The sequence below is a fragment of the Lutibacter sp. B1 genome (assembly GCF_012524075.1).
Taxonomy (GTDB): domain Bacteria; phylum Bacteroidota; class Bacteroidia; order Flavobacteriales; family Flavobacteriaceae; genus Lutibacter.
Window position 1 is genome coordinate 1 of sequence record NZ_JAAZUI010000031.1, and the last position, 20,825, is coordinate 20,825.

At 32.1% G+C, this 20,825-nt stretch carries 22 protein-coding genes; 11 read left to right on the top strand and 11 right to left on the bottom strand.

Annotated features, from left to right (window positions below; genetic code table 11):
* The 8 genes from HGB55_RS13800 to HGB55_RS13835 form a co-directional block, all read right to left on the bottom strand.
* The coding region (locus HGB55_RS13800; protein ID WP_211047400.1) for a transposase at positions 1-279 on the bottom strand (279 nt) is incomplete at its 3' end.
* 155 nt (positions 280-434) lie between these two features.
* Complete coding sequence (locus HGB55_RS13805) at positions 435-692, bottom strand: hypothetical protein (RefSeq protein ID WP_168817486.1); 258 nt, start codon at positions 690-692, stop codon at positions 435-437.
* A 146-nt stretch (positions 693-838) separates the two neighbouring features.
* Complete coding sequence (locus tag HGB55_RS13810) at positions 839-1,243, bottom strand: hypothetical protein (RefSeq protein ID WP_168817488.1); 405 nt, start codon at positions 1,241-1,243, stop codon at positions 839-841.
* A 241-nt stretch (positions 1,244-1,484) separates the two neighbouring features.
* Positions 1,485-2,327 carry an SDR family oxidoreductase gene (locus HGB55_RS13815; RefSeq protein WP_168817490.1) on the bottom strand — a complete coding sequence of 281 codons (843 nt, stop codon included), beginning with the start codon at positions 2,325-2,327 and terminating at the stop codon, positions 1,485-1,487.
* Positions 2,328-2,397: 70 nt separating this feature from the next.
* Entirely contained in the window at positions 2,398-3,192 is a 795-nt protein-coding gene (locus tag HGB55_RS13820) for an SDR family NAD(P)-dependent oxidoreductase (RefSeq protein WP_168817492.1), read from the bottom strand.
* Between the two features lie 92 nt (positions 3,193-3,284).
* On the bottom strand, positions 3,285-4,115 hold the full coding sequence (gene ygiD / locus HGB55_RS13825; protein ID WP_168817518.1) for a 4,5-DOPA dioxygenase extradiol: 831 nt from the start codon (positions 4,113-4,115) through the stop codon (positions 3,285-3,287).
* 188 nt (positions 4,116-4,303) lie between these two features.
* On the bottom strand, positions 4,304-4,879 hold the full coding sequence (locus HGB55_RS13830) for a YceI family protein (protein WP_168817494.1): 576 nt from the start codon (positions 4,877-4,879) through the stop codon (positions 4,304-4,306).
* Between the two features lie 18 nt (positions 4,880-4,897).
* The gene (locus HGB55_RS13835) at positions 4,898-5,530 is read right to left on the bottom strand and encodes an NAD(P)H-dependent oxidoreductase (protein ID WP_168817496.1); all 633 of its coding nucleotides are present in this window, start codon (positions 5,528-5,530) and stop codon (positions 4,898-4,900) included.
* A gap of 103 nt (positions 5,531-5,633) precedes the next feature.
* On the opposite strand from HGB55_RS13835, the gene HGB55_RS13840 reads away from it, so the two are divergent.
* The 10 genes from HGB55_RS13840 (at position 5,634) to HGB55_RS13885 (ending at position 15,182) form a co-directional block, all read left to right on the top strand.
* On the top strand, positions 5,634-5,996 hold the full coding sequence (locus HGB55_RS13840; RefSeq protein ID WP_168817497.1) for a helix-turn-helix domain-containing protein: 363 nt from the start codon (positions 5,634-5,636) through the stop codon (positions 5,994-5,996).
* A 183-nt stretch (positions 5,997-6,179) separates the two neighbouring features.
* Complete coding sequence (locus tag HGB55_RS13845) at positions 6,180-7,007, top strand: AraC family transcriptional regulator (protein WP_168817498.1); 828 nt, start codon at positions 6,180-6,182, stop codon at positions 7,005-7,007.
* Between the two features lie 167 nt (positions 7,008-7,174).
* Positions 7,175-8,041 (top strand): MBL fold metallo-hydrolase, encoded by an 867-nt coding sequence (locus HGB55_RS13850; RefSeq protein WP_168817499.1) that lies wholly within the window; start codon positions 7,175-7,177, stop codon positions 8,039-8,041.
* Between the two features lie 27 nt (positions 8,042-8,068).
* Entirely contained in the window at positions 8,069-8,836 is a 768-nt protein-coding gene (locus tag HGB55_RS13855; protein ID WP_168817500.1) for an SDR family NAD(P)-dependent oxidoreductase, read from the top strand.
* 396 nt (positions 8,837-9,232) lie between these two features.
* Positions 9,233-9,970 carry an electron transfer flavoprotein subunit alpha gene (locus tag HGB55_RS13860; RefSeq protein WP_168817501.1) on the top strand — a complete coding sequence of 246 codons (738 nt, stop codon included), beginning with the start codon at positions 9,233-9,235 and terminating at the stop codon, positions 9,968-9,970.
* A gap of 34 nt (positions 9,971-10,004) precedes the next feature.
* Positions 10,005-10,913, top strand: coding sequence for an electron transfer flavoprotein subunit alpha/FixB family protein (locus tag HGB55_RS13865; RefSeq protein ID WP_168817502.1), 909 nt, complete (start codon positions 10,005-10,007; stop codon positions 10,911-10,913).
* A gap of 7 nt (positions 10,914-10,920) precedes the next feature.
* Positions 10,921-12,393, top strand: a complete 1,473-nt coding sequence (locus HGB55_RS13870; protein ID WP_168817503.1) for an FAD-dependent oxidoreductase — start codon at positions 10,921-10,923, stop codon at positions 12,391-12,393.
* A 54-nt stretch (positions 12,394-12,447) separates the two neighbouring features.
* Positions 12,448-13,743, top strand: a complete 1,296-nt coding sequence (locus HGB55_RS13875; RefSeq protein ID WP_168817505.1) for an FAD-dependent oxidoreductase — start codon at positions 12,448-12,450, stop codon at positions 13,741-13,743.
* Between the two features lie 30 nt (positions 13,744-13,773).
* Positions 13,774-14,061, top strand: coding sequence for a ferredoxin family protein (locus tag HGB55_RS13880; protein WP_168817507.1), 288 nt, complete (start codon positions 13,774-13,776; stop codon positions 14,059-14,061).
* A gap of 200 nt (positions 14,062-14,261) precedes the next feature.
* Positions 14,262-15,182 (top strand): transporter, encoded by a 921-nt coding sequence (locus tag HGB55_RS13885; RefSeq protein ID WP_168817509.1) that lies wholly within the window; start codon positions 14,262-14,264, stop codon positions 15,180-15,182.
* Between the two features lie 743 nt (positions 15,183-15,925).
* Here HGB55_RS13885 and HGB55_RS13890 read toward each other — a convergent pair.
* The 3 genes from HGB55_RS13890 to HGB55_RS13900 all read right to left on the bottom strand — a co-directional run bounded on the left by HGB55_RS13890 (position 15,926) and on the right by HGB55_RS13900 (position 18,812).
* Positions 15,926-16,552: a carbonic anhydrase gene (locus HGB55_RS13890; protein WP_168817511.1), complete on the bottom strand. Its 627-nt coding sequence runs from the start codon at positions 16,550-16,552 to the stop codon at positions 15,926-15,928.
* Positions 16,553-16,581: 29 nt separating this feature from the next.
* Positions 16,582-18,441: a SulP family inorganic anion transporter gene (locus HGB55_RS13895; protein ID WP_168817513.1), complete on the bottom strand. Its 1,860-nt coding sequence runs from the start codon at positions 18,439-18,441 to the stop codon at positions 16,582-16,584.
* A gap of 74 nt (positions 18,442-18,515) precedes the next feature.
* Complete coding sequence (locus HGB55_RS13900) at positions 18,516-18,812, bottom strand: hypothetical protein (protein ID WP_168817514.1); 297 nt, start codon at positions 18,810-18,812, stop codon at positions 18,516-18,518.
* Between the two features lie 317 nt (positions 18,813-19,129).
* On the opposite strand from HGB55_RS13900, the gene HGB55_RS13905 reads away from it, so the two are divergent.
* A partial coding sequence (locus HGB55_RS13905; protein ID WP_168817516.1) for a carboxypeptidase regulatory-like domain-containing protein occupies positions 19,130-20,825 on the top strand: 1,696 nt, incomplete at its 3' end.

Here is a 20,825-nt window from a genome sequence, read left to right on the forward strand (position 1 = left end):
TTTGGGAACGATCATGGGATTAAACGAAGCGTCACGGTCTCGGGGAACCTGTATCTTGCTTTCTCCAAGAGAAGTGCGCAGCTTCTTTTCTGTAAAACCATTGCGGGCATTGGAATTGTCTGACTTCCGGTGCTTATCATAGCCTAAATGGCTGTCAAGCTCGCCTTCAAGGATCTTTTCAATACCACGTTTCTGAATCTGTTTTAGAAAATCATTGAGCTCTTCGCCCGATGTAAACTGCTTCAAAAAATCATTACTTAATAAATCTTCTTTCTTCATGACTGTATAAAAGTTTAAAATTAAACAAAAAAATATCGGGGGTTGCAACCCCCGATATTTTTATTTACACAGTTTATGAGATAGTGCTTCAATTTTTAACTATATTTGAAAAAAGGGTCAAACTCTAATTTTTGAATTAAACCCGTCTTAGCTATTTACACAAAATTTTGGATAGTGTCGCTTTTTAACTTACACAGTTTTTTGGATACTACTACTGCTAGCAAAGACACAAAGTCACTCTTGAGTTTTTTCTTACCATTGCCGTTGCGTTTGTTTCCACTAGATCTTTGCTCACAATCAAGGTAAGCATCCTTCTCTACTTGTAAAGCATTCTCTTTAACATTCTTCAGCATCGGTACAAAAGCTCCACCTGAACCAAAAAGGCTTTTGCTAAATATAAACTGGGCAAGCATTCTTTTCTCGAATTCTTATTGTCCTTTTATTGTCATAATTCTATCTGAATGAAATTTAATGAATAATTCGTTCAGACAGAGTTCGGTTTACGCTCTGAAACTAAAATTATATGGTTTTCTTATATTTTTTTAATCCCATACTTAGATTATTTTTTGCCATCATTAATGGAATTCATAAGTTTAAAACTGTCTCTTTCTATTTTCATTACCGTAATTGGCTCACTACTCTTCATCATTATGATTTTATCTATAATTCTGATAAGTTTTATTGTAGAATGCTCAAATCTAAAAACGGTATTAGACCAATCATAGTAATCTTCTTTTACTTCTATAATTTCTCCATAATCATAAATATCTGATACAATCTTAAAATAATAATGAATCGCCATTTGATAGTTTTCAAATCGACTTTCTTCTAAATAATACTTTTGCTTATTTATAATAATAGTTCTCCCCCCTTTATATCGTCCGTATCGTATTACTCTGTCCTTTTTTCTATAATTTTTATAAATGAGCAAAAAGAAAATTAGAATAGATATACTTATGAACATTTTTGAACTAATATTAGCTTTTATCAATTATTGTTGTTATAGCGCAATGACAATAGTTTTTTTCTTTAATGCAAATTAAGTTCAAAACAGTAAATTGAACCTACGAGTCCATCAACAAGTTTCAATTCTTACAATTAATTAATTTTATTTAACTTAAAGAATAACACAGGTGAAATGCTTGTGTTATTCTTGGAATGGACTATTTTCAATTCAATCTCTACTTTATTAAATTAAAAAGATTTTATAATGCTTTTGATATAGATTTGGAAATAGTAGTTGTGGGTCTGCCAATTAATTGGTTTAATTGGTTACCATCATCATATAAATCTCCATGTAATGTAGCCGTGTGGGTTCCTGCAAAAAATGCGGCAACTGGCTCTGGTAATCCTGCTTGCTCCAATACGCTTGCAAACTCTTTTTCTGGTAGGTTTACATATGGAATTTTCTTGCCGGTTAATTTTGATATTTCCGAGGCATAATCTTCCATCGTAAATGCTAAATCTCCGGAAAGCTCATAAGTTTTATTACGATGTTTATCTTCACAAAGTACAACCACAGCGGCTTCGGCAAAATCTTCTCTGGAAGCAGAAGATATTTTTGCATCGCTAGAACTACCGTATAGTTTACCGTGTGCAACGGTATCTTTGACCCTTTCAGTATAATTTTCATTATACCAACCGTTTCGTAAGATAGTAAAATCCAGTCCCGACGCCTTAATGGCCTTTTCGGTATTTAAATGTTCAGGGGCTAACACCAAGGTTGAGCTGTCTGCCTTTAGTAAACTTGTATATACAAAGTGCTTAATTCCCACCTCTTTAGCCGCATTAATGACAGCTGAATGCTGTAGGAATCGCTTGCCTATTTCATTACCAGATATTAATAACAATTTATCGATTCCTTTTAAAGCTGCGGCTAATTTATTGGGCTGGTTGTAATCAAATGTTCTTGCGTTAATCCCTAGTGATTCTACTTTTTCTGGTGTACGAACCAAAGCTATAATATCCTCGGCAGATATATGCTCTTTAAGTTTAGACACTACTAATTGTCCTAACTTTCCTGATGCTCCTGTTATTCCTATTTTCATTTTTTTATGTTTATATTTTTATTTTACTTGTTTTTATATTAATAATTAGGCATGGGATTACTTATGCTGACTAATATGCAGTTTCTACAACCCCACCATCTACTCTTAAAGCGGCCCCCGTTGTAGAGGAAGACAAGGGACTAGCAAGATACACCACCATATTGGCTATTTCTGAAGGTTCTGAAAATCGTTGAATAATGGAAGAAGGTCTATTTTTTGTGATAAATTCAAATTGTAGCTCTTTCATTGTCGCATTAGTTTCTTTAGACATATTTTGGAATATTTCTATTGCACCCTCTGCACTTGTTGGTCCTGGCAGGACAGAATTTACTGTTACATTAGTGCCTTTAAAAAGTTTAGCCAAACCACGACTTAGTGCAAGATAAGCTGTCTTTGTAACACCATATAATATCATATCTTCAGGGATATTAATGGCCGATTCGCTGGAAATAAAAATAATCCTTCCCCAATTTTTATCCCTCATTGAAGAAGCATAGTGACGAGAAAGTCGCACACCACTCATTACGTTTATTTCAAAATCTGAAAACCATTGCTTGTCATTGGTAGTTTCAAAGGGGCGATCACCATATATGCCTATGTTGTTTACAAGAATATCAACTTGAGGTATTGTTTTCAATAAATTATTTACTTCTTCAACCTTTGCAAAATCAGCAGGAATTCCTTTAACTTGAGCTTTTGGTACTTCTTTTTTGATTTTTTCGATGGCTTTTTCAACACTTTCAATGCTTCTTCCGTGTATGTATAACTTAGCTCCCTCCTTTAGTAAGCCTAATGCTATTGCATAACCTATTCCTTTAGTTGAACCTGTAATTAACGCTGTCTTGTTTTTAAGTTGTAAATCCATAAGGGATATCTTATTGTATTATTATTATTATTATAAGTATCATAAAATCTAAAATGATACTGTTTTAAAACTTTAGTTTTGAACTGTTTCTCTTAGCTTATTTTCAATGATGTCATACTTAAAGAACCTGCCATCAAATTATCGTTGAAAAGAGTTATATTTTCTTTATCGTTTTTTAATCCCAATGAGTAGATTAAAGGCAGATAATGGTCTGGGCTAGGAATGGCTAATTGAAATGCCTTTGATTGTTTTTCATAATTTATCAAAGGATTAAAGTTACCATCAATTAAATAATTATTTATAGTTTCCCTAACTTCAATAGCCCAATCATAACCATGATTCTCTTTATTAAAGTTTGGCCAATCAACTAATCTTAGATTATGAATTATATTTCCACTTCCAATAATCAAAACACCTTTATCTCGTAGAGAATTTAATTGTTTTGCCAATTCAAAATGATATTGAGCATCTTTGGTATAATCAATACTCAATTGTATTACTGGAATGTCCGCTTTTGGAAATAAATGTTTTAGTACAGTCCAAGCACCGTGGTCTAGCCCCCATTTTTCATCTAATTCTACAAGTGCTGGATGTAACAATTTTTTTGTTTCTTTTGCTAATTTAGGATTTCCTTTAGCAGGATATTGCTGTTCATATAATTCTTGAGGAAAACCTCCAAAATCGTGAATTGTTTTTGGCATTTCCATAGCAGTCACTTTTGTACCTCTAGTAAACCAGTGTGCTGACACACATATGATAGCCTTTGGCTTTTGTAATGTTTTAGATATATTCTGAAACCCTTTTGTGAATTGGTTCTCTTCGATACCGTTCATTGGACTACCATGACCAAGAAAAAGAACTGGCATTTTTTCAGAAGCTGGAAAAGCATCTGATATTTTTTTAATATCATTTAGTGTATTCATACCTAACCCCATAGCACTTAATCCTAACAGTTGTAAAAATTGAGCACGTTCCATCTGTTTAAAATTATGTTTAAAAAACAATTGTTTACAAAATTTACAATTTGCAACTATTGTGTTTTGTGAAATTTTTAATCAAATACCTATCAAAATGTCCTACATATTGATAGGTTTATCGTAACGATATTTCTTTAGAATTCTAAATCAACTACTAAATCAAACTCATCATAAATGGCCTTATCTTTTAAGCCATCAAAAAAACTTGCAGAACCATATTTAACATCATATTCTGTTCTATCAACTTTTAATGCAGCTGTTGCTTTCTTACCATAAATAGAAATATCAAAAGTTACTGGATTTGTTTTTCCTTTAATGGTTAAATCACCAGTAATAGTATATGAATTTTTCCCTTTGGATTTTGCATCTGTAAATTTTAATTTGGCCGTTGGATTGTTTTTAACACCAAAAAAGTCATCAGATTTTAAATGACCTTCTAGTTTTTCTTTGTACTCTCCTGTTAAATCAGTGGAAACAATAGTTTCCATATCAATAATGAACTCTCCACCTGTTAGTTTATCGTTATGAAATGTCAAAGAGCCAGATTTTAAATTAACAGTTCCTTCGTGTGACCCTGTTACTTTATAACCTTTCCAAACTACCTTGCTGTTTTCTATTTTAACCTCTTTTTTTTCTGTTTCAACAGCCGTAAATGATAATGTTACTATTGCTATTACTGTAAATGTTATCGTTTTAATCGTGTTTTTCATTTTTTTACTTTTCAAAAATTATTTTAATTCAGTTATAAATTGTTCTTTCGGGGTACGTACTTTTTTTAGATTGACTAACCAATCATTTTCGGCATCTCTGTACCCCAAAGCAACTATAACACTACTCTTTAAACCTAATTTATCCAAACCTAATAATTCGTCTAATTCTTGAGACACAAATCCTTCCATTGGTGTTGCATCTACTTTTTGTTCGGCGGCAGCTGATAAAGCTATCCCTAATGAAATATAAGTTTGTTTAGCAGTGTGATTTGCCTGCCATTCATTACCAAGGGGTTCGTACATTCCCCAAAGTTGTTTTTTATAATCATCCATGGTTTCATATGGAAGATCTCTTTCTTCCATAGTTTTATTAAATACCCCTTCAATCTTCTCTAATGTATATCTGTCCCATGCAGCGAATACTAAGAGGTGTGAGGAATCTGTAATTTGGCTTTGATTAAAAGCAACTGGCTTTATTTTTTCTTTTAAATTTTTGTTTGATATCACAAAGATTTTAAACGGCTGTAACCCTGAAGATGATGGCGCAAGCCGTGCTGCTTCCAAAATATAATCTAGCTTTTCTTGAGGAACTGTCTCCCCATTCATTTTTTTTGTGGCATAACGCCATTTTAAGTTATCTATTAAGCTCATTTTTTAGTTAAGTTTTTATAATTGAATAACAAAAATAGTTATATTTGCTATACAAAAATAACTGATATACAAAAGTATAGTAATATATAAAAGTATAGTAACAATGGAAAATCTTATGGAAACTAAAATAGAAGAAGTTAAAAAGTGTTCAGTTAAATATGTATTAGCTCTTAATGATGCTTTGAATGTTATAAACGGAAAATGGAAGACACCAATTATTGGTAGTTTATTGTTTGGAAAAATGCGTTTTAAAGAATTAGAAAGAAACATAGAGAATATTTCTCCAAGAATGTTATCCAAAGAGTTAAAAGATTTAGAGATTAATGGAATTATAAAACGTACTGTATATGATACAATACCTGTAACCGTTGAATACGAATTAACAGAGTCGGGTAAAACATTTCAAACAGTAATAGACGTTATGGTTGAATGGGCAGTAGAACATAGACAACGTACTTTTTCTTAATAATATTATTAATTGATAGATCGTTTTTTGTTCTCTTAATTTAAATTGTAGGTTATTATTAGGCTTTTGGATTCTAAGATTTTTTGTTTAAAAAAATGGTTTTTATAAAGTTAAAGTCGTTTACTTTACACTTGATAACTTTCATTGTATATAAAATTCTTATATTTGAGTTAATTACAAATCATGGATAAACTGATTCATATATTCCAATTCGATTATACAAATGCTAAAAATTCAACCTCAAGACCTGAGGATGTTCATAATCATGATTTTGAGGAATTACTTATTGGAATTGAAGGCTCAATCGAACATTACATAGATTTTGAAAAAAACAAAATTGAGGTGTCATATATCAGTTTTATTACAAAAGGTAAAGTCCATAAAATTATTCCAAGGGCTAAGAATGGTCAATTTCTTGCTTGGGTCATAAGATTTAAAAGTGAGTTTATTTCAGAAATGGTTTTCCACCTTTATATTTTATTTCAAAAAAATGCAAATATACAATTAACTGAAGGTAGGCACATTCAGCGGTTACAGACCATGTGTGAGATGATGAATGATGAATTGGATCAAGAGCAACCAAACTATGGTATTGTTCAGAACCTGCTACGTACTTTGTTTATCATGATAGAATGTGAAATGCAAAAGCAAATACAAGATATTAATACACATCAAGTTCAGAATACAACATTCATTAAATTCTTACAAATTTTAGAAGATAATTTTTCCAAGTCAGAAAGTGTTAAATTTTATTCCAAAAAACTATTTATGTCTTCACGAAACCTTAATCTCATCTGTAATAAAATATGTCAGCAAAGCGTTTCAGATATTATTGAAACGAGGAAACTTATTGAAGCAAAAAACCTACTGGTAGGTACAAATAAAACGATTTCAGAAATAGCTTATCAGCTAGGTTATAATGAGAAATCTTATTTTTCAAAAGTATTCAAAAAGAAAGCCGGACAAACACCTTCCGATTTTCGTTATGAGATGAAAAATCTTATAAAGTAAATAAATACTATCTCTCATCTTAGTAGGCAAAACAAGCGGGATATACATTTCCTATTATTACAACATTTCTTCTCATAAGTGTTACTCCTATTGCTATAAAATGTGTGAACTTGCGATTGCACAAAAGATATTTGTAATATAATTTAAAAACCCAAATAAAAAATATTATGTCAAAATTAAAAATTAAAGTCTATAATGGTGGTGATACTCCTGGAGGGTTTTCAGTTAATTCCACATTAATTTATGGAGATAATGATGCAATTTTAATGGACTCGCAGTTTGCACAATCAAGTGCACATCGTTTAGTGGCAATGATTACAGAAAATGGAGTAAAACCCTCAAGAGTTTATATTAGCCATTTTCATCCGGATCATTTTCTAGGCATAAATGTTGTTAAAAAAGAGTTCCCTGATATTAAAGTTATGACCTTGCCCAGCATTGCTGGCCTTATTAATGATGCATTTGATTTTAAAATTGAACATTGGGGAAAAACTGTATTAGGAATAGATGGCGCCAAAGAAAAAGTCTATGTTGAATCAATAGATAAAAACTATATGGAGTTAGAAGGAGATAAAATTGAAATATTAGGACCGTTACGAGGAGATTCTGCTGATGCTTCAGCACTATGGATTCCTTCTATAAAAACATTGTTGGCTGCTGATGCTGTTTTTTCACAGGCCCACGTATGGATTGCAGATAACAAAACCATTCAATCTAGAAAAGAATGGTTTGATGTTTTGGATGTGCTTGAAGCTTTAAAGCCGGAAGTTGTCATTCCAGGACATTCTCCAAATACTGATCCTAAATATTTCACACCTGATAACATTCAATTTACCAGAAACTACATTCAGGATTTTGAAAAGGTTTGGAAACATGCCAAGAATAGTCAGGAAATCATGGACAAAATGCTTGATATGTATCCTAATATACCAGTTAAAATAGCCTTGGAATTGAGTGCAAAAATATTAAAAGAGCGTTTTCCCTGGCCAGGAGAATATCCACAAGCTCTTATAGATTTAGTACCCGAAATTTAATTTGTATAACAAATAGAAAATAATGACATGAATAATCATACAAGACATAATTACAAAGGAAAAACTATTTTAATTACTGGTGCAGCCACGGGAATTGGTCGAGCAACTGCAAAAGCTTTTGCAGAATGTGGAACACAAGTTGTTATTGGCGACATAAATCCTGATGCAGCAGAAACCGTAAGGCTTATTGAAGAAAAAGGTCAGAATGCCATTTTTATAGAAACGGATGTTTCAGATGCAGATTCAGTTAAAAATTTAGTTGAACAAACTGTACAAAAATATGGAATAATAGATTTTGCTTTTAACAACGCCGGGGTGCTCTGTCCTACCGCTTCATTAGCTGATATGGATGAAAAAGATTTTGATAAAACTATTGCTGTTGATTTAAAAGGGGTTTTTCTTTGTATGAAGTATGAAATAGAAGCTATGTTAAAAACCAATGGTGGAGCAATCGTAAATACGGCATCTGTAGCTGGTGTAGTCGCAGATCCAGATATGGCTCCCTATGTAGCAGCTAAGCATGGAGTTATTGGCTTAACCAAAGCAGCTGCCTTGGATTATGCCCAACAAAATATACGTGTCAATGCTATTGCTCCCGGACTGGTTAGAACTCCCATGACCGAAAGATGGTTGTCCGATTCTAAAATGAATGAATTGGTGACAAACAACAATCCAATGCACAGAGCTGCTGAACCCCAAGAAATTTCGTCTTCTATTTTGTATCTGTGCTCTCCAGAAGCCTCTTTTGTTAATGGCAGCACCTTTGTTATAGATGGAGGACAGACTATTCACTAAATGAAGTTTGAAAATGAAAATAATGCCCTGTAGAGCCTATCACAGCCTATAGGGTTTAATTGTTTGTATGAATATTTAAGATAGAATGTTTTGAGATTCAAAGAAAAAGAATTACTTAGATCCGCCAAAACCTGATGGGAATAACAGAAAAAATTATTTTTGAAACGGGAATGTCTACAAACGATAAAATAAACTCTAAAAGAAGATTCTATTTATGCTGCTCAGCAATCCGATATGCATTTCCGAATTTTACCACATTTCTTCCTGTAAGTGTTACTCTTATTGCTATAAAATGTATGATCTTTACATAAGAAATGGTTTTTCTATGAAAACCTAATTATATATTCATTACACATAATTCAATAAAATTTTCAACTTTTTTAATTATATAATATTATGAAGATTGCAGTAATATACAAATGGGCAAGAGACCCTGAAGCAGCGTCTGTTCGAGCAGATGGTTCAATTGATTGGCGTGGAGCAAAAATGATGGCCGGCGAAGATGATCCGGCTGCCTTAGATGCTGCAAAGACCATTGCAGAGGGTTCTGTTGCTCAAATTATTGGTATAACAATTGGAGATGGTGATGCTAGTTGGATTTTAGCAAGAGGAGTAAATGAGACTCTTAGTGTTATAGATGCTCCAAGTTTATCAGATCAAGCTATTACAGGTGAGATTTTAGCCTCTGCAGTTAATAAATTAGGTGATATTGATGTAGTTGCTATTGGTGACCCTCATTCATATTCTGGTGTACCTGTGACTTTAGCAGGTACTCTTGGTTGGCCAGCTCTTATGGGGCTTACTACCGCAAAAACAGAAGAAGGAAAAATTATTGCAACCAAAAAAAATGGAAACGAAGAAAAACAGATAACAATTTCAACTCCTGTTGTTTTAGGTTTTGTTGCCGAATCAGAAGAAAAAAAAGTTCCTGGAATGAAAGAAAAACTAATGGCACGAAAAAGACCAATAACTAAAATTACCATTTCAGACTTAGGGTTGTCATCAATAAAAGATAGGATAAATATAGATAGTAGTCGTGTTCCAGAGGAAAAACAAGCTCATCTGTTTGAAGGAGAACCGTCTAATGCTGTTGGTCAATTAGTAGAGACATTACGTAAAGAAGGTGTTTTATAAACTATATTAAACTACAAATAAAGAAAAAATAATTATGAATAAATCAATTTGGTTAATAATTACGAATGAATCATCTATTGGTAGTTTGGTTGCTGCAGCCAAAGCTACTGAGAATTTGGTTAAAGCAATTGTTGTTGGTTCTCGTGAACTGGCCGAAAAAGTAGCTCGTGCAGGTGTTGATTCAGTAATGTTGGCAGAAACTACCAGTCTGCCAGAATCACAGGCAAATATAATAGCAAATGCTTCAAAAAAAGAAACACCAAAAGTAGTCTTATCAAGTTCATCTCCGAGTGATAGAGTTATTGCCGGTGCAATTTCAAGTGCTATAGGAGCTATTATTGTACCTAATATAAAAAATTTAAAGAAAAATGGTGATGCCGTAATTGTGGAGCAAGAAAACCTGCAAGGACGAGTAATTAATTCACTGATAAGCAATCAGACTATAGTAGGTTTTTTTACAGGAGAGGATGTTAAGTTAGCTAGTGAAGCCTCTGTTGGAATTGATTTGCTTGGGGGTAATGGTTACAATATGAGCGCTGAAGTGGCAAGTTTGGCAACAGATGTCAGCACTGGTTTAGATGGAGCTACAATTGTTATATCGGTGGGAAGAGGGCTTAAAACTCGTGAAGATCTTACTTTAGTAGAGTCTTTAGCTGACATTATGAGAGCTGAAATTGCTTGTTCCATGCCTATTGCAGATGATTTAGGATGGATATCAAAAGATCGCTACATAGGTCGTTCCGGGCAAACAATTTCACCACGTTTGTACATAGCTTTAGGTATTTCAGGAGCCCCACAACATTTAGAAGGTGTACGTGGAGCTAAGGTAATTGTTGCAATTAATAATGATCCGGATGCCAGAATTTTTCGTGCAGCTAATTACGGAATAGTAGGTGATCTTTATGAAATTGTTCCAGTTTTAAAAGAGTTATTAAGTAAATAAATATATTATGAAAACAAATTTTGATGCAGAATACGATGTAGTAGTAATTGGTGGTGGAGGATCTGGCTTATCCACAGCAGTACAAGCTGCTAAAAATGGTCTAACATGTGCTGTTTTAGAAAAAGAAGATAAAACCGGGGGTAGTTCTTCCTTTGCTGAAGGACATGCCGCTTTTGAATCTGATGAGCAAGAGAAGAGAGGTATAAAAGTTAGCAAAACAGACGCTTTTAACGCTTACATGAATTATTCCCACTGGAGAGCTAATCCCTCTTTGGTTTCTCGTTTTGTAGAAAATGCTGCGACAACCATTTCAAAAATGCGAGATGAAGTAGGTGCTGTATATGAAGATGTAAATATAACAGCTCCTGATCAACCCGGTGAGCTTGTTACTTGGCACTTGCCTCAAGGTGAGGTTGCTAGGGTAATAGAACTTCTTGAAGCAGATGCAAATAGACGAGGCGTAGATTTGTTTATGTCTACATCGGCCACAAAAATTTTAAAAGAGAACGGACATATTATAGGTGTTAAGGCTATAGACGCTGATGGTGAAGAGGTAAATTTAGGAGCTAAAGCCGTTGTGGTAGGAACAGGAGGTTATGCTTGTAACCCTGAGATGATAAATAAATACGGTAAATACAATATAGGTGAATCATTAATTAATGCTGGTGGTCCAGGTAATACAGGCGATGGCATTCGTATGGTGTTAGAAGTAGGTGGTATAGAAAACGCTAATGTTGGTACTCGTTTATTATTCCCACTTATGCGAGATAAAACCATAACAAGTCATACCAATGCAGCAGGTTTTCAGCCCTATTTGTGGGTTAATAAATATGGAAGGCGATTTGTGAACGAGATAGTAGGTCTTAATTTTGGAGATGCTGGAGATGTTGTTGCTTCGCTTCCGGGAGCTATGTATTGGTCAGTTCTTAGCCAAGAAGCGATACGTCATTTGGTTGAAGTAGGTAATGAAGTTGGGCTTGGTATTTACGTGCACAATTACGAGAAATTGATTAACCTACCTGTCGAAATTAAAGCAGATGCTGCTGACAATAAGCGAACTAATGTATTTGTTGCTGATACAATAGAAGAGCTTGCAAGTAAAATAGAAATTAATCCTGATGTTTTAAAAATAGAAGTGGATGAATACAACAAGTATTGTGAAGCAAAACAAGATAAAAAATTCCATAAACCTGCAAAATACTTATACACTATTAAAGAAGGTCCTTTCTACGCAATAAAAATGGAAACAGGTATTATGGTTACAATGGGTGCTCTTGAAATAGATGAATATATACGGGCATTAGATTCAAAGAATAATCCAATCCCAGGTTTATATGTTGTTGGTTGCGATGCTGGAGGTATATATGGTGAATCGTATACTTTACCTGTTCCTGGATCAGCTAATGGTTTCGCTCTTACTTCAGGTTGGTTAGCAGCAGATGATATCAGCAAAAGAATTAAATCTGGTGAACTGTTTTAATAAAAAGTGATAGTATGAGGTTCTTAATGCTATCTATACTTAAAAAATAATCAAATGGATGAAGAAATTTTTGATGTTATAGTTGTAGGTGGTGGTATAGCCGGTTTGGTGTGTGCCTATCAACTTGCTCAAAAGGGTAAGGAAGTAGTTCTTATTGAACGCGGTATGGAAGCCGGAGCAAAAAACTTATCGGGAGGTGTATTTTATACGCGTATTATGGAAGAAGTTTTTCCAAATTTCATTAATGAAGCTCCTGTTGAGAGGCATATTACACGCAATATTGTTAGTTTTTTAAACCCCACCTCTTCAGTAAATATAGACTATTGGGATCATCGTTTGGAAGATCCTGTGAATGCCGTCACAGTATTGCGTGCCAAACTAGATGCTTGGTTAGCAGAAAAATGTGAAGAGGCGGGGGTTATGATAATGCCAGGAGTAAGAGTAGACTCCCTTATCAAAGAAGGTAAACAATATGTGGGTGTTAAAGCCGATGGAGATGAGTTAAATGCACGAGTAGTTGTTTTGGCAGAAGGTGTTAATTCATTTTTAGCTCAAAAAGAAGGTATTCGCCCTAAACAGCCTCTTAAACACTTAGCAGTTGGAGTAAAATCTGTAATTGGATTGCCTCGTAAAGTTATAGAAGATAGGTTTAGAGTGAAGAATAATGAGGGTGTTGCTTATGCTATTGTTGGAGACTGTACACAAACCGTAGCAGGTGGGGGGTTTCTTTATACAAATGCTGAGTCTGTTTCTCTTGGAGTAGTTTTACAACTTGAAAGCATGAAGAAAAAGGGCTTAAATTCTATCGAGGTACATGATTATTTTTTAAAGCATCCAGCGATAGCTCCATTAATTGCTAAAGGGGAATTGTTGGAGTATGGATGTCATATGACAATTGAAGATGGGCCTGCTATGGTAGCTCAAGACATTGCAAGACCAGGGTTATTGATTATTGGAGATGCCGCTGGTTTTACAATTAATACTGGTCTAACCATACGGGGAATGGATTTTGCTGCGGGTACAGGAATAGCTGCGGCTAAGATTATTAATAACTCTTTTGAGAATAAAGATTTTTCACAATCTGCTATGGATAGATATCGTTCCGAATTAAATAAAAATTGGGTGGGACAAGATATAAAAACATATAAAAGAACCCCTTCTTTTTTGGAAACTTCTAGAATGTATGAAGAATATGGGAAATTATTAGCTGATATTTTTTTCAACATTTATAATCATAATTTAACACCTAGAAAACGCTTAATATCGGTAGCTAAAGGTGTATTTAGAGATTCAGATATCAAAATGAAAAGCTTAATACGAGATGCTTTTGTTGGAGTAAAGTCTTTATAAAGAAATGTTAATTAAAATAAATTTTATGCTATGGCAAAAATAGTATCTATTGCCGAACGATTAAATGGTAACCTTTATTATTTGGATGAAGAATCCCATATCAAAGTAAATCAAGATATTGCAAAAAAAACTGGTACAGGTAAACTATTGGTTCGTATTTGTCCGGCAAATGTGTATAGTGAGGAACAAGACGGAACCATTGGTGTTTCACATGCTGCGTGCTTAGAGTGTGGAACTTGTTTAGCAGTAGCAGCACCTGGCTCACTTGAATGGCATTATCCAAAAGGTGGGTGTGGAGTTCATTTTCGTGAGGGATAATTTTCTCATTCATAAATAATTATAAGAGTTAAAAAGTGTATTAAAAATTACACTATACTAACAGATAAAGCACTTTCCATATAACAGTTGTACAGAATAGTGATACTATTTGGATTATGACAGTACCTAAAATATTAATCGTGCCCTTTTCAGGATATCATTTTTAGAGAATTATGTTCTAAAATAATTTCAAATTTATTATGAAAAAAAATCACATACAAAAAGGAATATTTGTTGAAAATGAAAATTTTTTAAACAAGATAAATGTACTATTAATAGTAATAATTTTAATACTAACTCCAAGTACGATATTTTCTCAAACACAAGCAAGAGATTTACTGCCAGCCCCTTCAGGATTATCAGCATTACTGTTTTATCAACGAAACATGTCTGGGAATAATTTGTATCTAAATGGACATAAAGTGAATAATAATATTGATTTTAATGGAGATTTAAGCTTGTTTCGTTATGCTCATTTTTTTAAAACAGGAAAGGCTACTTTACTTTGTAATGTTATTCTTCCCTATGCAAGTATGAATTTAGAATTAGGTGAGATAAATGATAAGGTAACAGGTCTAGGTGATATTACTTTAAACGCAGTTTATTTTTATCCACTTATTACTAAAGAAAAAAATAATCTTTTTTTAGATGCAGCTTTTTATTTAACACCACCAACAGGTAAGTATTATTCCAATAAAGAAATAAATATAGGCAGTAATCGTTGGGCATATCGAATAACATTAGCTTCAGCGTGGAAGACAAATCGTACAGCCATAGAAATAGTCTCAAATTTAGATTGGTATTCAGATAATAATGACTTTACAGCAGATAAATTAAAACAAGAGCAAAATGCGGTTTATATGTTTGAAACCCATCTTACATATGATTTTACAAAAACATTTTATGGTGGAGTAACTTATAGATGGAAAAAAGGTGGGGAAACTAATGTAGAGGGAATTGGTGATATGAATGATAAAATAAATACACAACAATTTAATTTTATGGGTACAGTAACTATTACATCACAAACACAGGTAATGATTTTATACAGTACTGATTTTGAGGTAAAAAATGGAATTGCACAAAATTATCTTGAATTTCGATTAGCGTATTTCTTTTAAAATAATCTCTATAATAATATATAAGGTATTTTTTGTCAAGAGGTAATATCTCCAAATGTATAAAGTTTAAAAAATATAGAGGGTTGCAACCCTCTGTATTTTTTTGATTAATTTTAACTTTTACTCTGAACAAAGGAGATTTATTAAAAATGAATTTTTGAAGCAATTCAAAACAGGCGAAGATTTCACTTCCTTTTTAAAAGCATTCAAAAACACAGTATGAAAATATGCTGGAAGATTACTTGGATGGATAATATTGTTTTAAATTCTAAAGTCATCAATAAGACCCTATGTACATTGCAGTAGGTTTACGTAGAGATTGTAAGAAAGAAGTATTGGGTGTGTTGGTTAGTAGGAATGAATCTGCTGCCTTTTAGACAATCTTTCTTATTAAATTAAAAGATTGTAACGTAGAAGACATCCTAATTACGGCTACTGATAATCTAAATGAATTCACAGGCACTGTCAAAATGTATTTTCACAATCAACCTCACAGATTTGAGTGATCTACCAGATTAGGAATGCCTGTAAATATAAGTTCTTAAAGGGTAAGAAGTTTTTAAGGATATGGAAAATATCTACAATACGCCACCAAAAAAGCTGGGGTGACTATTAGGAACAGCTAACTGCTTTTAATTTAAAAGATCTGCTGTACTTGTGTTTTCTACTCATAAAAATACCCCCAAATAGTGTCTAACTTTTTTTGGGGGGCACTTCAAATTTAAGTGGCTTTTTTTATTACTTTAATCTAAATGATATATTTCCATTATGTTTTTTAGAATTGAATCAAAATCAATTTTTAAGTCAATTAAATTACCGGTGTGAATATCAAAAACCCAACCATGAACTTTTAAGCCTCTCTCTCTGGAAGCTTTTTGTACTGCTGCTGTTTTAATTAAATTTACACATTGTTCTTGCACATTAAGCTCTACTAATCTATTATACTTTTTAGCTTCATCTTTAATTTCATTCAATTCCTTACTATGTATGCGATACACATCGCGTATGTTTCTAAGCCAAGGATTTAAAATTCCTAAATCGGCTGATTGCATTGCAGCTTTTACGCCTCCACATTCATAATGACCACAAACTATAACATGCTGCACTTTTAAATGATCTACGGCATAATTTACAACCGACATTGCATTTAAATCAATACTAATTACCATATTGGCTATATTTCTATGCACAAATACCTCTCCGGGTTTAGCTCCCATCAACTCTTCTGCTGTAACACGACTGTCTGAACAGCCAATGTATAGCAGTTCTGGTGTTTGACCTTTACCTAATTCTTCAAAATAATCATTGCTTAAAGCTAGTTTGTCTTTAATCCAATTTTTATTGTTTTCAAATACTTTATCTAAATTCATTGTTTTGTTTTCTTTAATTTTATTTTATTTTATTTTTTTACGTGTGCCTTTATCCATAAAAGACATTCTTTAAAATTACTAAAAATATGTTTTTCAGGTACTAAATCAGGAATAATATCAATACGTTCCATCAAATATCTTGGTTGCTCTAAAACATCAACCAATAAAACATACCTTCCTTTACTTTTCAGATCGATCAAAATATCTTCTAAAGTATACAAACCTGATTGATCCATATATTGCATTCTGTCCATTCTTATTACAACGGTTGTTGCTGATTCCGGAATTTGTTTTACCATATTTTGCACATCACTTGTTGATCCAAAAAATAATGGACCTTTGATATGCTTGATAAAAACTTCTTCTTTTAGGTTTTCAGGAAAATCAGCTTCGTCATCCCAATATTTTTCTTCCTTTAATGGTTTAACATCAGAACGTTCGGCTGTAATATCTCCAATTTTTTTCATAAACATTAATGAAGCAATTATAAGTCCAATCCCTACAGCATAAACTAAGTTCCAAAAGGTTGATAATACAAGTACAACCAGCATTATTAATACTTCCATACTAAATTTAACAGGACCTATTTTAACATCTTTTGGTAAACTTGGTATTGCTTTTAGACCTTTATAGTCCATAACACCAATACCTACAGTTATTAATATTCCGGCTAAAACAGCTGCTGGAATTTTTGAAGCTACGGGCCCTAAAGCCAACAAAATGAACAAAAGCATAATACCTGCAATCATTCCCGATAATTTTGTTTTTCCTCCCGAATTTATATTTACCACTGTTCTTATAGTTGCTCCTGCACCGGGCAAACCTCCAAAAATTGCACCTATTGAGTTACCTATTCCCTGCCCTATTAACTCTTTATTTGGCTTGTGCTTGGTTTTTGTCATATTATCTGCAACTACACTTGTTAACAAAGAATCAATTGCTCCTAATAAAGCAAGTGTTAATGCCGTGAAAATATAGGGAATAAAACTGCTTATTTTAAAATTTGTAAAAATTTCTAAATTAGGTATAGGCATTCCGCTGGGAATTTCTTCAATAGTTCTATAATCTAATTGAAACCCAAATGCTATACCAGACATCACTAATAAAGCTACTAGTGTACTGGGTACTACAGTTGTAATCTTTTTAAATCCATAAATGATGATGATTGTACCAATTGCCAGTATCAATTCTAACCAATTGATATTTTTTATTGCTCTTGGTAACACTTTAATTGCCCCTAAAACTCCTGAAGCTTCTTTAGCTGCTAAAGTTTGAGATTCTTTAAGGACATCTTGTTGTGTGATATTCTGAGCTCTTTTAATTGTTTCTTTAAAATCTTCCAAAACCAAAATTCCTTCACCGGACTCTTCCTTTAAAATATTCTCAAGAATTATTTCTTCTGCTTCAGGTTTGAATTGATTTACAAACTCAACATCTTCTTTTGGATAATATCCTAAAGATGGCAATATTTGTGTAATTAAAATAATTACACCTATTGCTGTCATAAAGCCTGATACTACCGGATATGGAATATATTTTATGTACTTACCTAAGCCTAAAATTCCTAAACCAACTTGCATTAAGCCTGCTAAAAGAAATACCGTTAAAATAATTGGAAGTGCTTTCTCAACATTCCCATCGTTTGCAGCAATTAAACCTGCTATTATAACCATACTCACAGCTGTCATTGGTGCTGTTGGTCCGGAAATTTGTGTATTTGTACCTCCAAAAAGGGCTGCAAAAAAACTTAAAAATATTGCACCATAAAGTCCTGCGCTTGGACCTAACCCCGATGATACACCAAAAGCCAATGCTAACGGAAGGGCAACAATACCTGCAGTGATACCACCAAAGGCATCACCTTTAAAATTCGAAAATATGTTTTTCATAGTTACTATATAATGATAGATTACAAAATTCAATAAGCACTAAAATACTTATTTTTTTAAAATTTATTGTTAATCTATATCAGTTCTGGAGGTGGGGATATACTCTCAATATGTAATTGGGAATACTTTTTAACCTGATTCTTAAAAAAGTTTTTCCTTTCATTTTTAGCTAAGATGAAAAGATTTTTTTCAACACTTAAAAACTTAAGTTCAAAATCTTTAAAAGACTCACTTTCTTTATTTTCTTCTTCACCTATATCAAAGGTAACAGAAACATCAATGTTATTTTCCAATACTATTACAGCAGTTGGTACTACTATAAATATTATAATAACAAATGAAAAAAAAATGGAAATTATCTTTTTTGACATAACAACTAAAACTAGCGAATGGCAAATTTAATCAATAAAATATTGAATTTTGTTAAATTTACTCTAAAAATATCCATAAAAATTAGTCTAGTATTCAACTTCTATCAATCTTTAATGAGAATTGTAAAAAAACTATACTCTTTTAAAGTAAAAAGGTATTATTTACTTGATACATTTAAAAATAGATTATATATTTATGATGTATAATAAAGTTTCCCCCTCAATCTGTTTCCCCAACAATATTTTAAATAAACCCCTTAAAAAAATTGTTTAATTTTTTATAATTTTTTTTATAAAAAAATAAAAAAGACGAGCAAATGAAGTCAACCAGCTTACTTTTACTTTTCGCATTTATGATTAGCTTTTATTCAGATACTGAAATAAAACAATTCCAATTTTTTCCAAAGAATGTTCAAGAGGAATGTACTCAAATAATTTCGGGAAAAATAATCAACAAAAAAACAAATTCTCCTATATCCAACGCATTAATAACTCTGTATTTAGACGGGCAGGATATTAAAATTGAAAAAACAAACTCTCAAGGAGAATACTCTTTAAAATTAAACTGCGATACAAACTATAGAATTGAAGTAAGCGCTTCCAATTTTTTTAAGGCTGATTTTCTAATTAAAACTTCTTCACAAAATAATACAAATTTAACTCATAATTTCTTTTTAGAATATGAATGTTACCAAACAATAACAGGTAAAGTAATAAATGAACTCACTAAAGATATTGTTCATAATGCAACTTTAACGCTTTATTTAGATGGTGAAAAAATAGAAACTCAAAAAGTAAATGATAGTGGTGAGTATAACTTCAAAATTAGGTGCAACACTAATTATTACATAATAGCGGACAAAACAGATTATATTAATGATTTATATGAATTTACTTCGTCAACTACTGATAATGAAAACATAAATCATGATTTTATTTTAGAGCCAGAATGCATACAAACAATAAGTGGTACAATACGTAACAAGGTAACTAAAGAACCACTAAGTGCTGAAATTAAATTATATTTAAATAATATTGAAGCTGAAACTATTAAAGTTAATAATGATGGTAGTTATTTTATAAAATTTCAATGTACTACTAATTATAGAATTATAGCCACTAAACCTAATTACATAGATGATTCGTATAATTTTTTAACTGATTATATAGAATATAAACAACCAGACTATTTTCATCTCAAAAAAGATCTATTTTTAGAACCCAATCTCTGTTATCAAGTAGTTTTAGGAAAAGTATTTGATAAAAAAACAAATGAGGTTGTTACTGATGCTCTAGTTTCTTTATTACACCAAAATAATGAAATCACAACGTTTCAAACTAGTTATGATGGTTCTTACTTTTTTAAAATAAAATGCGCATTAGATTATGAGTTGAAAGTAACTAAAGAAGGAATGCTCTCTAAAATTATAAACTATAAAGCTTCTGCTATTAAAGGAGATAATAAAACACAAAATATTTATATAGAGTCAGAAGCCTGCAATCAAATTGTAAACGGTTCCATCCTGGATAAAGAAACTAAACTGCCTTTAGCAAATACACAAGTTACTTTGTTTGAAAATGATAATGAAGTCAACAAAATAACTACAGATAATAATGGTGCTTTTTCATTCAATATAAAATGTGAAAATACCTATAAGATTGTTGCTGATAATAATGAATACAATTCTAACACCATCACTTTTGAAACTGATAAAAAACGTGATATCTCTATTTCTAAAACATTAGAACTTACAAAACTTGATTGCAACCAAATTGTTAACGGTTCAATTCTGGATAAAGAAACTAAACTGCCTTTAGCAAATACACAAGTTACTTTGTTTGAAAATAATAATGAAGTCAACAAAATAACTACAGATAATAATGGTGCTTTTTCATTCAATATAAAATGTGAAAATACCTATAAGATTGTTGCTGATAATAATGAATACAATTCTAACACCATTACTTTTGAAACTGATAAAAAACGTGATATCTCTATTTCTAAAACATTAG

Bases quoted from the DNA above. Each gene is read 5' to 3' on its own strand.
- HGB55_RS13820 (WP_168817492.1), bottom strand. From the start codon at position 3,192: ATGGATTTACAACTTAAAAACAAGACAGCGTTAATTACAGGTTCAACT.
- HGB55_RS13810 (WP_168817488.1), bottom strand. From the start codon at position 1,243: ATGTTCATAAGTATATCTATTCTAATTTTCTTTTTGCTCATTTATAAA.
- HGB55_RS13845 (WP_168817498.1), top strand. From the start codon at position 6,180: ATGGATAAACTGATTCATATATTCCAATTCGATTATACAAATGCTAAA.
- HGB55_RS13815 (WP_168817490.1), bottom strand. From the start codon at position 2,327: ATGAAAATAGGAATAACAGGAGCATCAGGAAAGTTAGGACAATTAGTA.
- ygiD (WP_168817518.1), bottom strand. From the start codon at position 4,115: ATGAATACACTAAATGATATTAAAAAAATATCAGATGCTTTTCCAGCT.
- HGB55_RS13870 (WP_168817503.1), top strand. From the start codon at position 10,921: ATGAAAACAAATTTTGATGCAGAATACGATGTAGTAGTAATTGGTGGT.
- HGB55_RS13850 (WP_168817499.1), top strand. From the start codon at position 7,175: ATGTCAAAATTAAAAATTAAAGTCTATAATGGTGGTGATACTCCTGGA.
- HGB55_RS13885 (WP_168817509.1), top strand. From the start codon at position 14,262: ATGAAAAAAAATCACATACAAAAAGGAATATTTGTTGAAAATGAAAAT.
- HGB55_RS13840 (WP_168817497.1), top strand. From the start codon at position 5,634: ATGGAAAATCTTATGGAAACTAAAATAGAAGAAGTTAAAAAGTGTTCA.
- HGB55_RS13830 (WP_168817494.1), bottom strand. From the start codon at position 4,879: ATGAAAAACACGATTAAAACGATAACATTTACAGTAATAGCAATAGTA.
- HGB55_RS13890 (WP_168817511.1), bottom strand. From the start codon at position 16,552: ATGAATTTAGATAAAGTATTTGAAAACAATAAAAATTGGATTAAAGAC.
- HGB55_RS13875 (WP_168817505.1), top strand. From the start codon at position 12,448: ATGGATGAAGAAATTTTTGATGTTATAGTTGTAGGTGGTGGTATAGCC.
- HGB55_RS13880 (WP_168817507.1), top strand. From the start codon at position 13,774: ATGGCAAAAATAGTATCTATTGCCGAACGATTAAATGGTAACCTTTAT.
- HGB55_RS13860 (WP_168817501.1), top strand. From the start codon at position 9,233: ATGAAGATTGCAGTAATATACAAATGGGCAAGAGACCCTGAAGCAGCG.
- HGB55_RS13900 (WP_168817514.1), bottom strand. From the start codon at position 18,812: ATGTCAAAAAAGATAATTTCCATTTTTTTTTCATTTGTTATTATAATA.
- HGB55_RS13805 (WP_168817486.1), bottom strand. From the start codon at position 692: ATGCTTGCCCAGTTTATATTTAGCAAAAGCCTTTTTGGTTCAGGTGGA.
- HGB55_RS13895 (WP_168817513.1), bottom strand. From the start codon at position 18,441: ATGAAAAACATATTTTCGAATTTTAAAGGTGATGCCTTTGGTGGTATC.
- HGB55_RS13865 (WP_168817502.1), top strand. From the start codon at position 10,005: ATGAATAAATCAATTTGGTTAATAATTACGAATGAATCATCTATTGGT.
- HGB55_RS13855 (WP_168817500.1), top strand. From the start codon at position 8,069: ATGAATAATCATACAAGACATAATTACAAAGGAAAAACTATTTTAATT.
- HGB55_RS13835 (WP_168817496.1), bottom strand. From the start codon at position 5,530: ATGAGCTTAATAGATAACTTAAAATGGCGTTATGCCACAAAAAAAATG.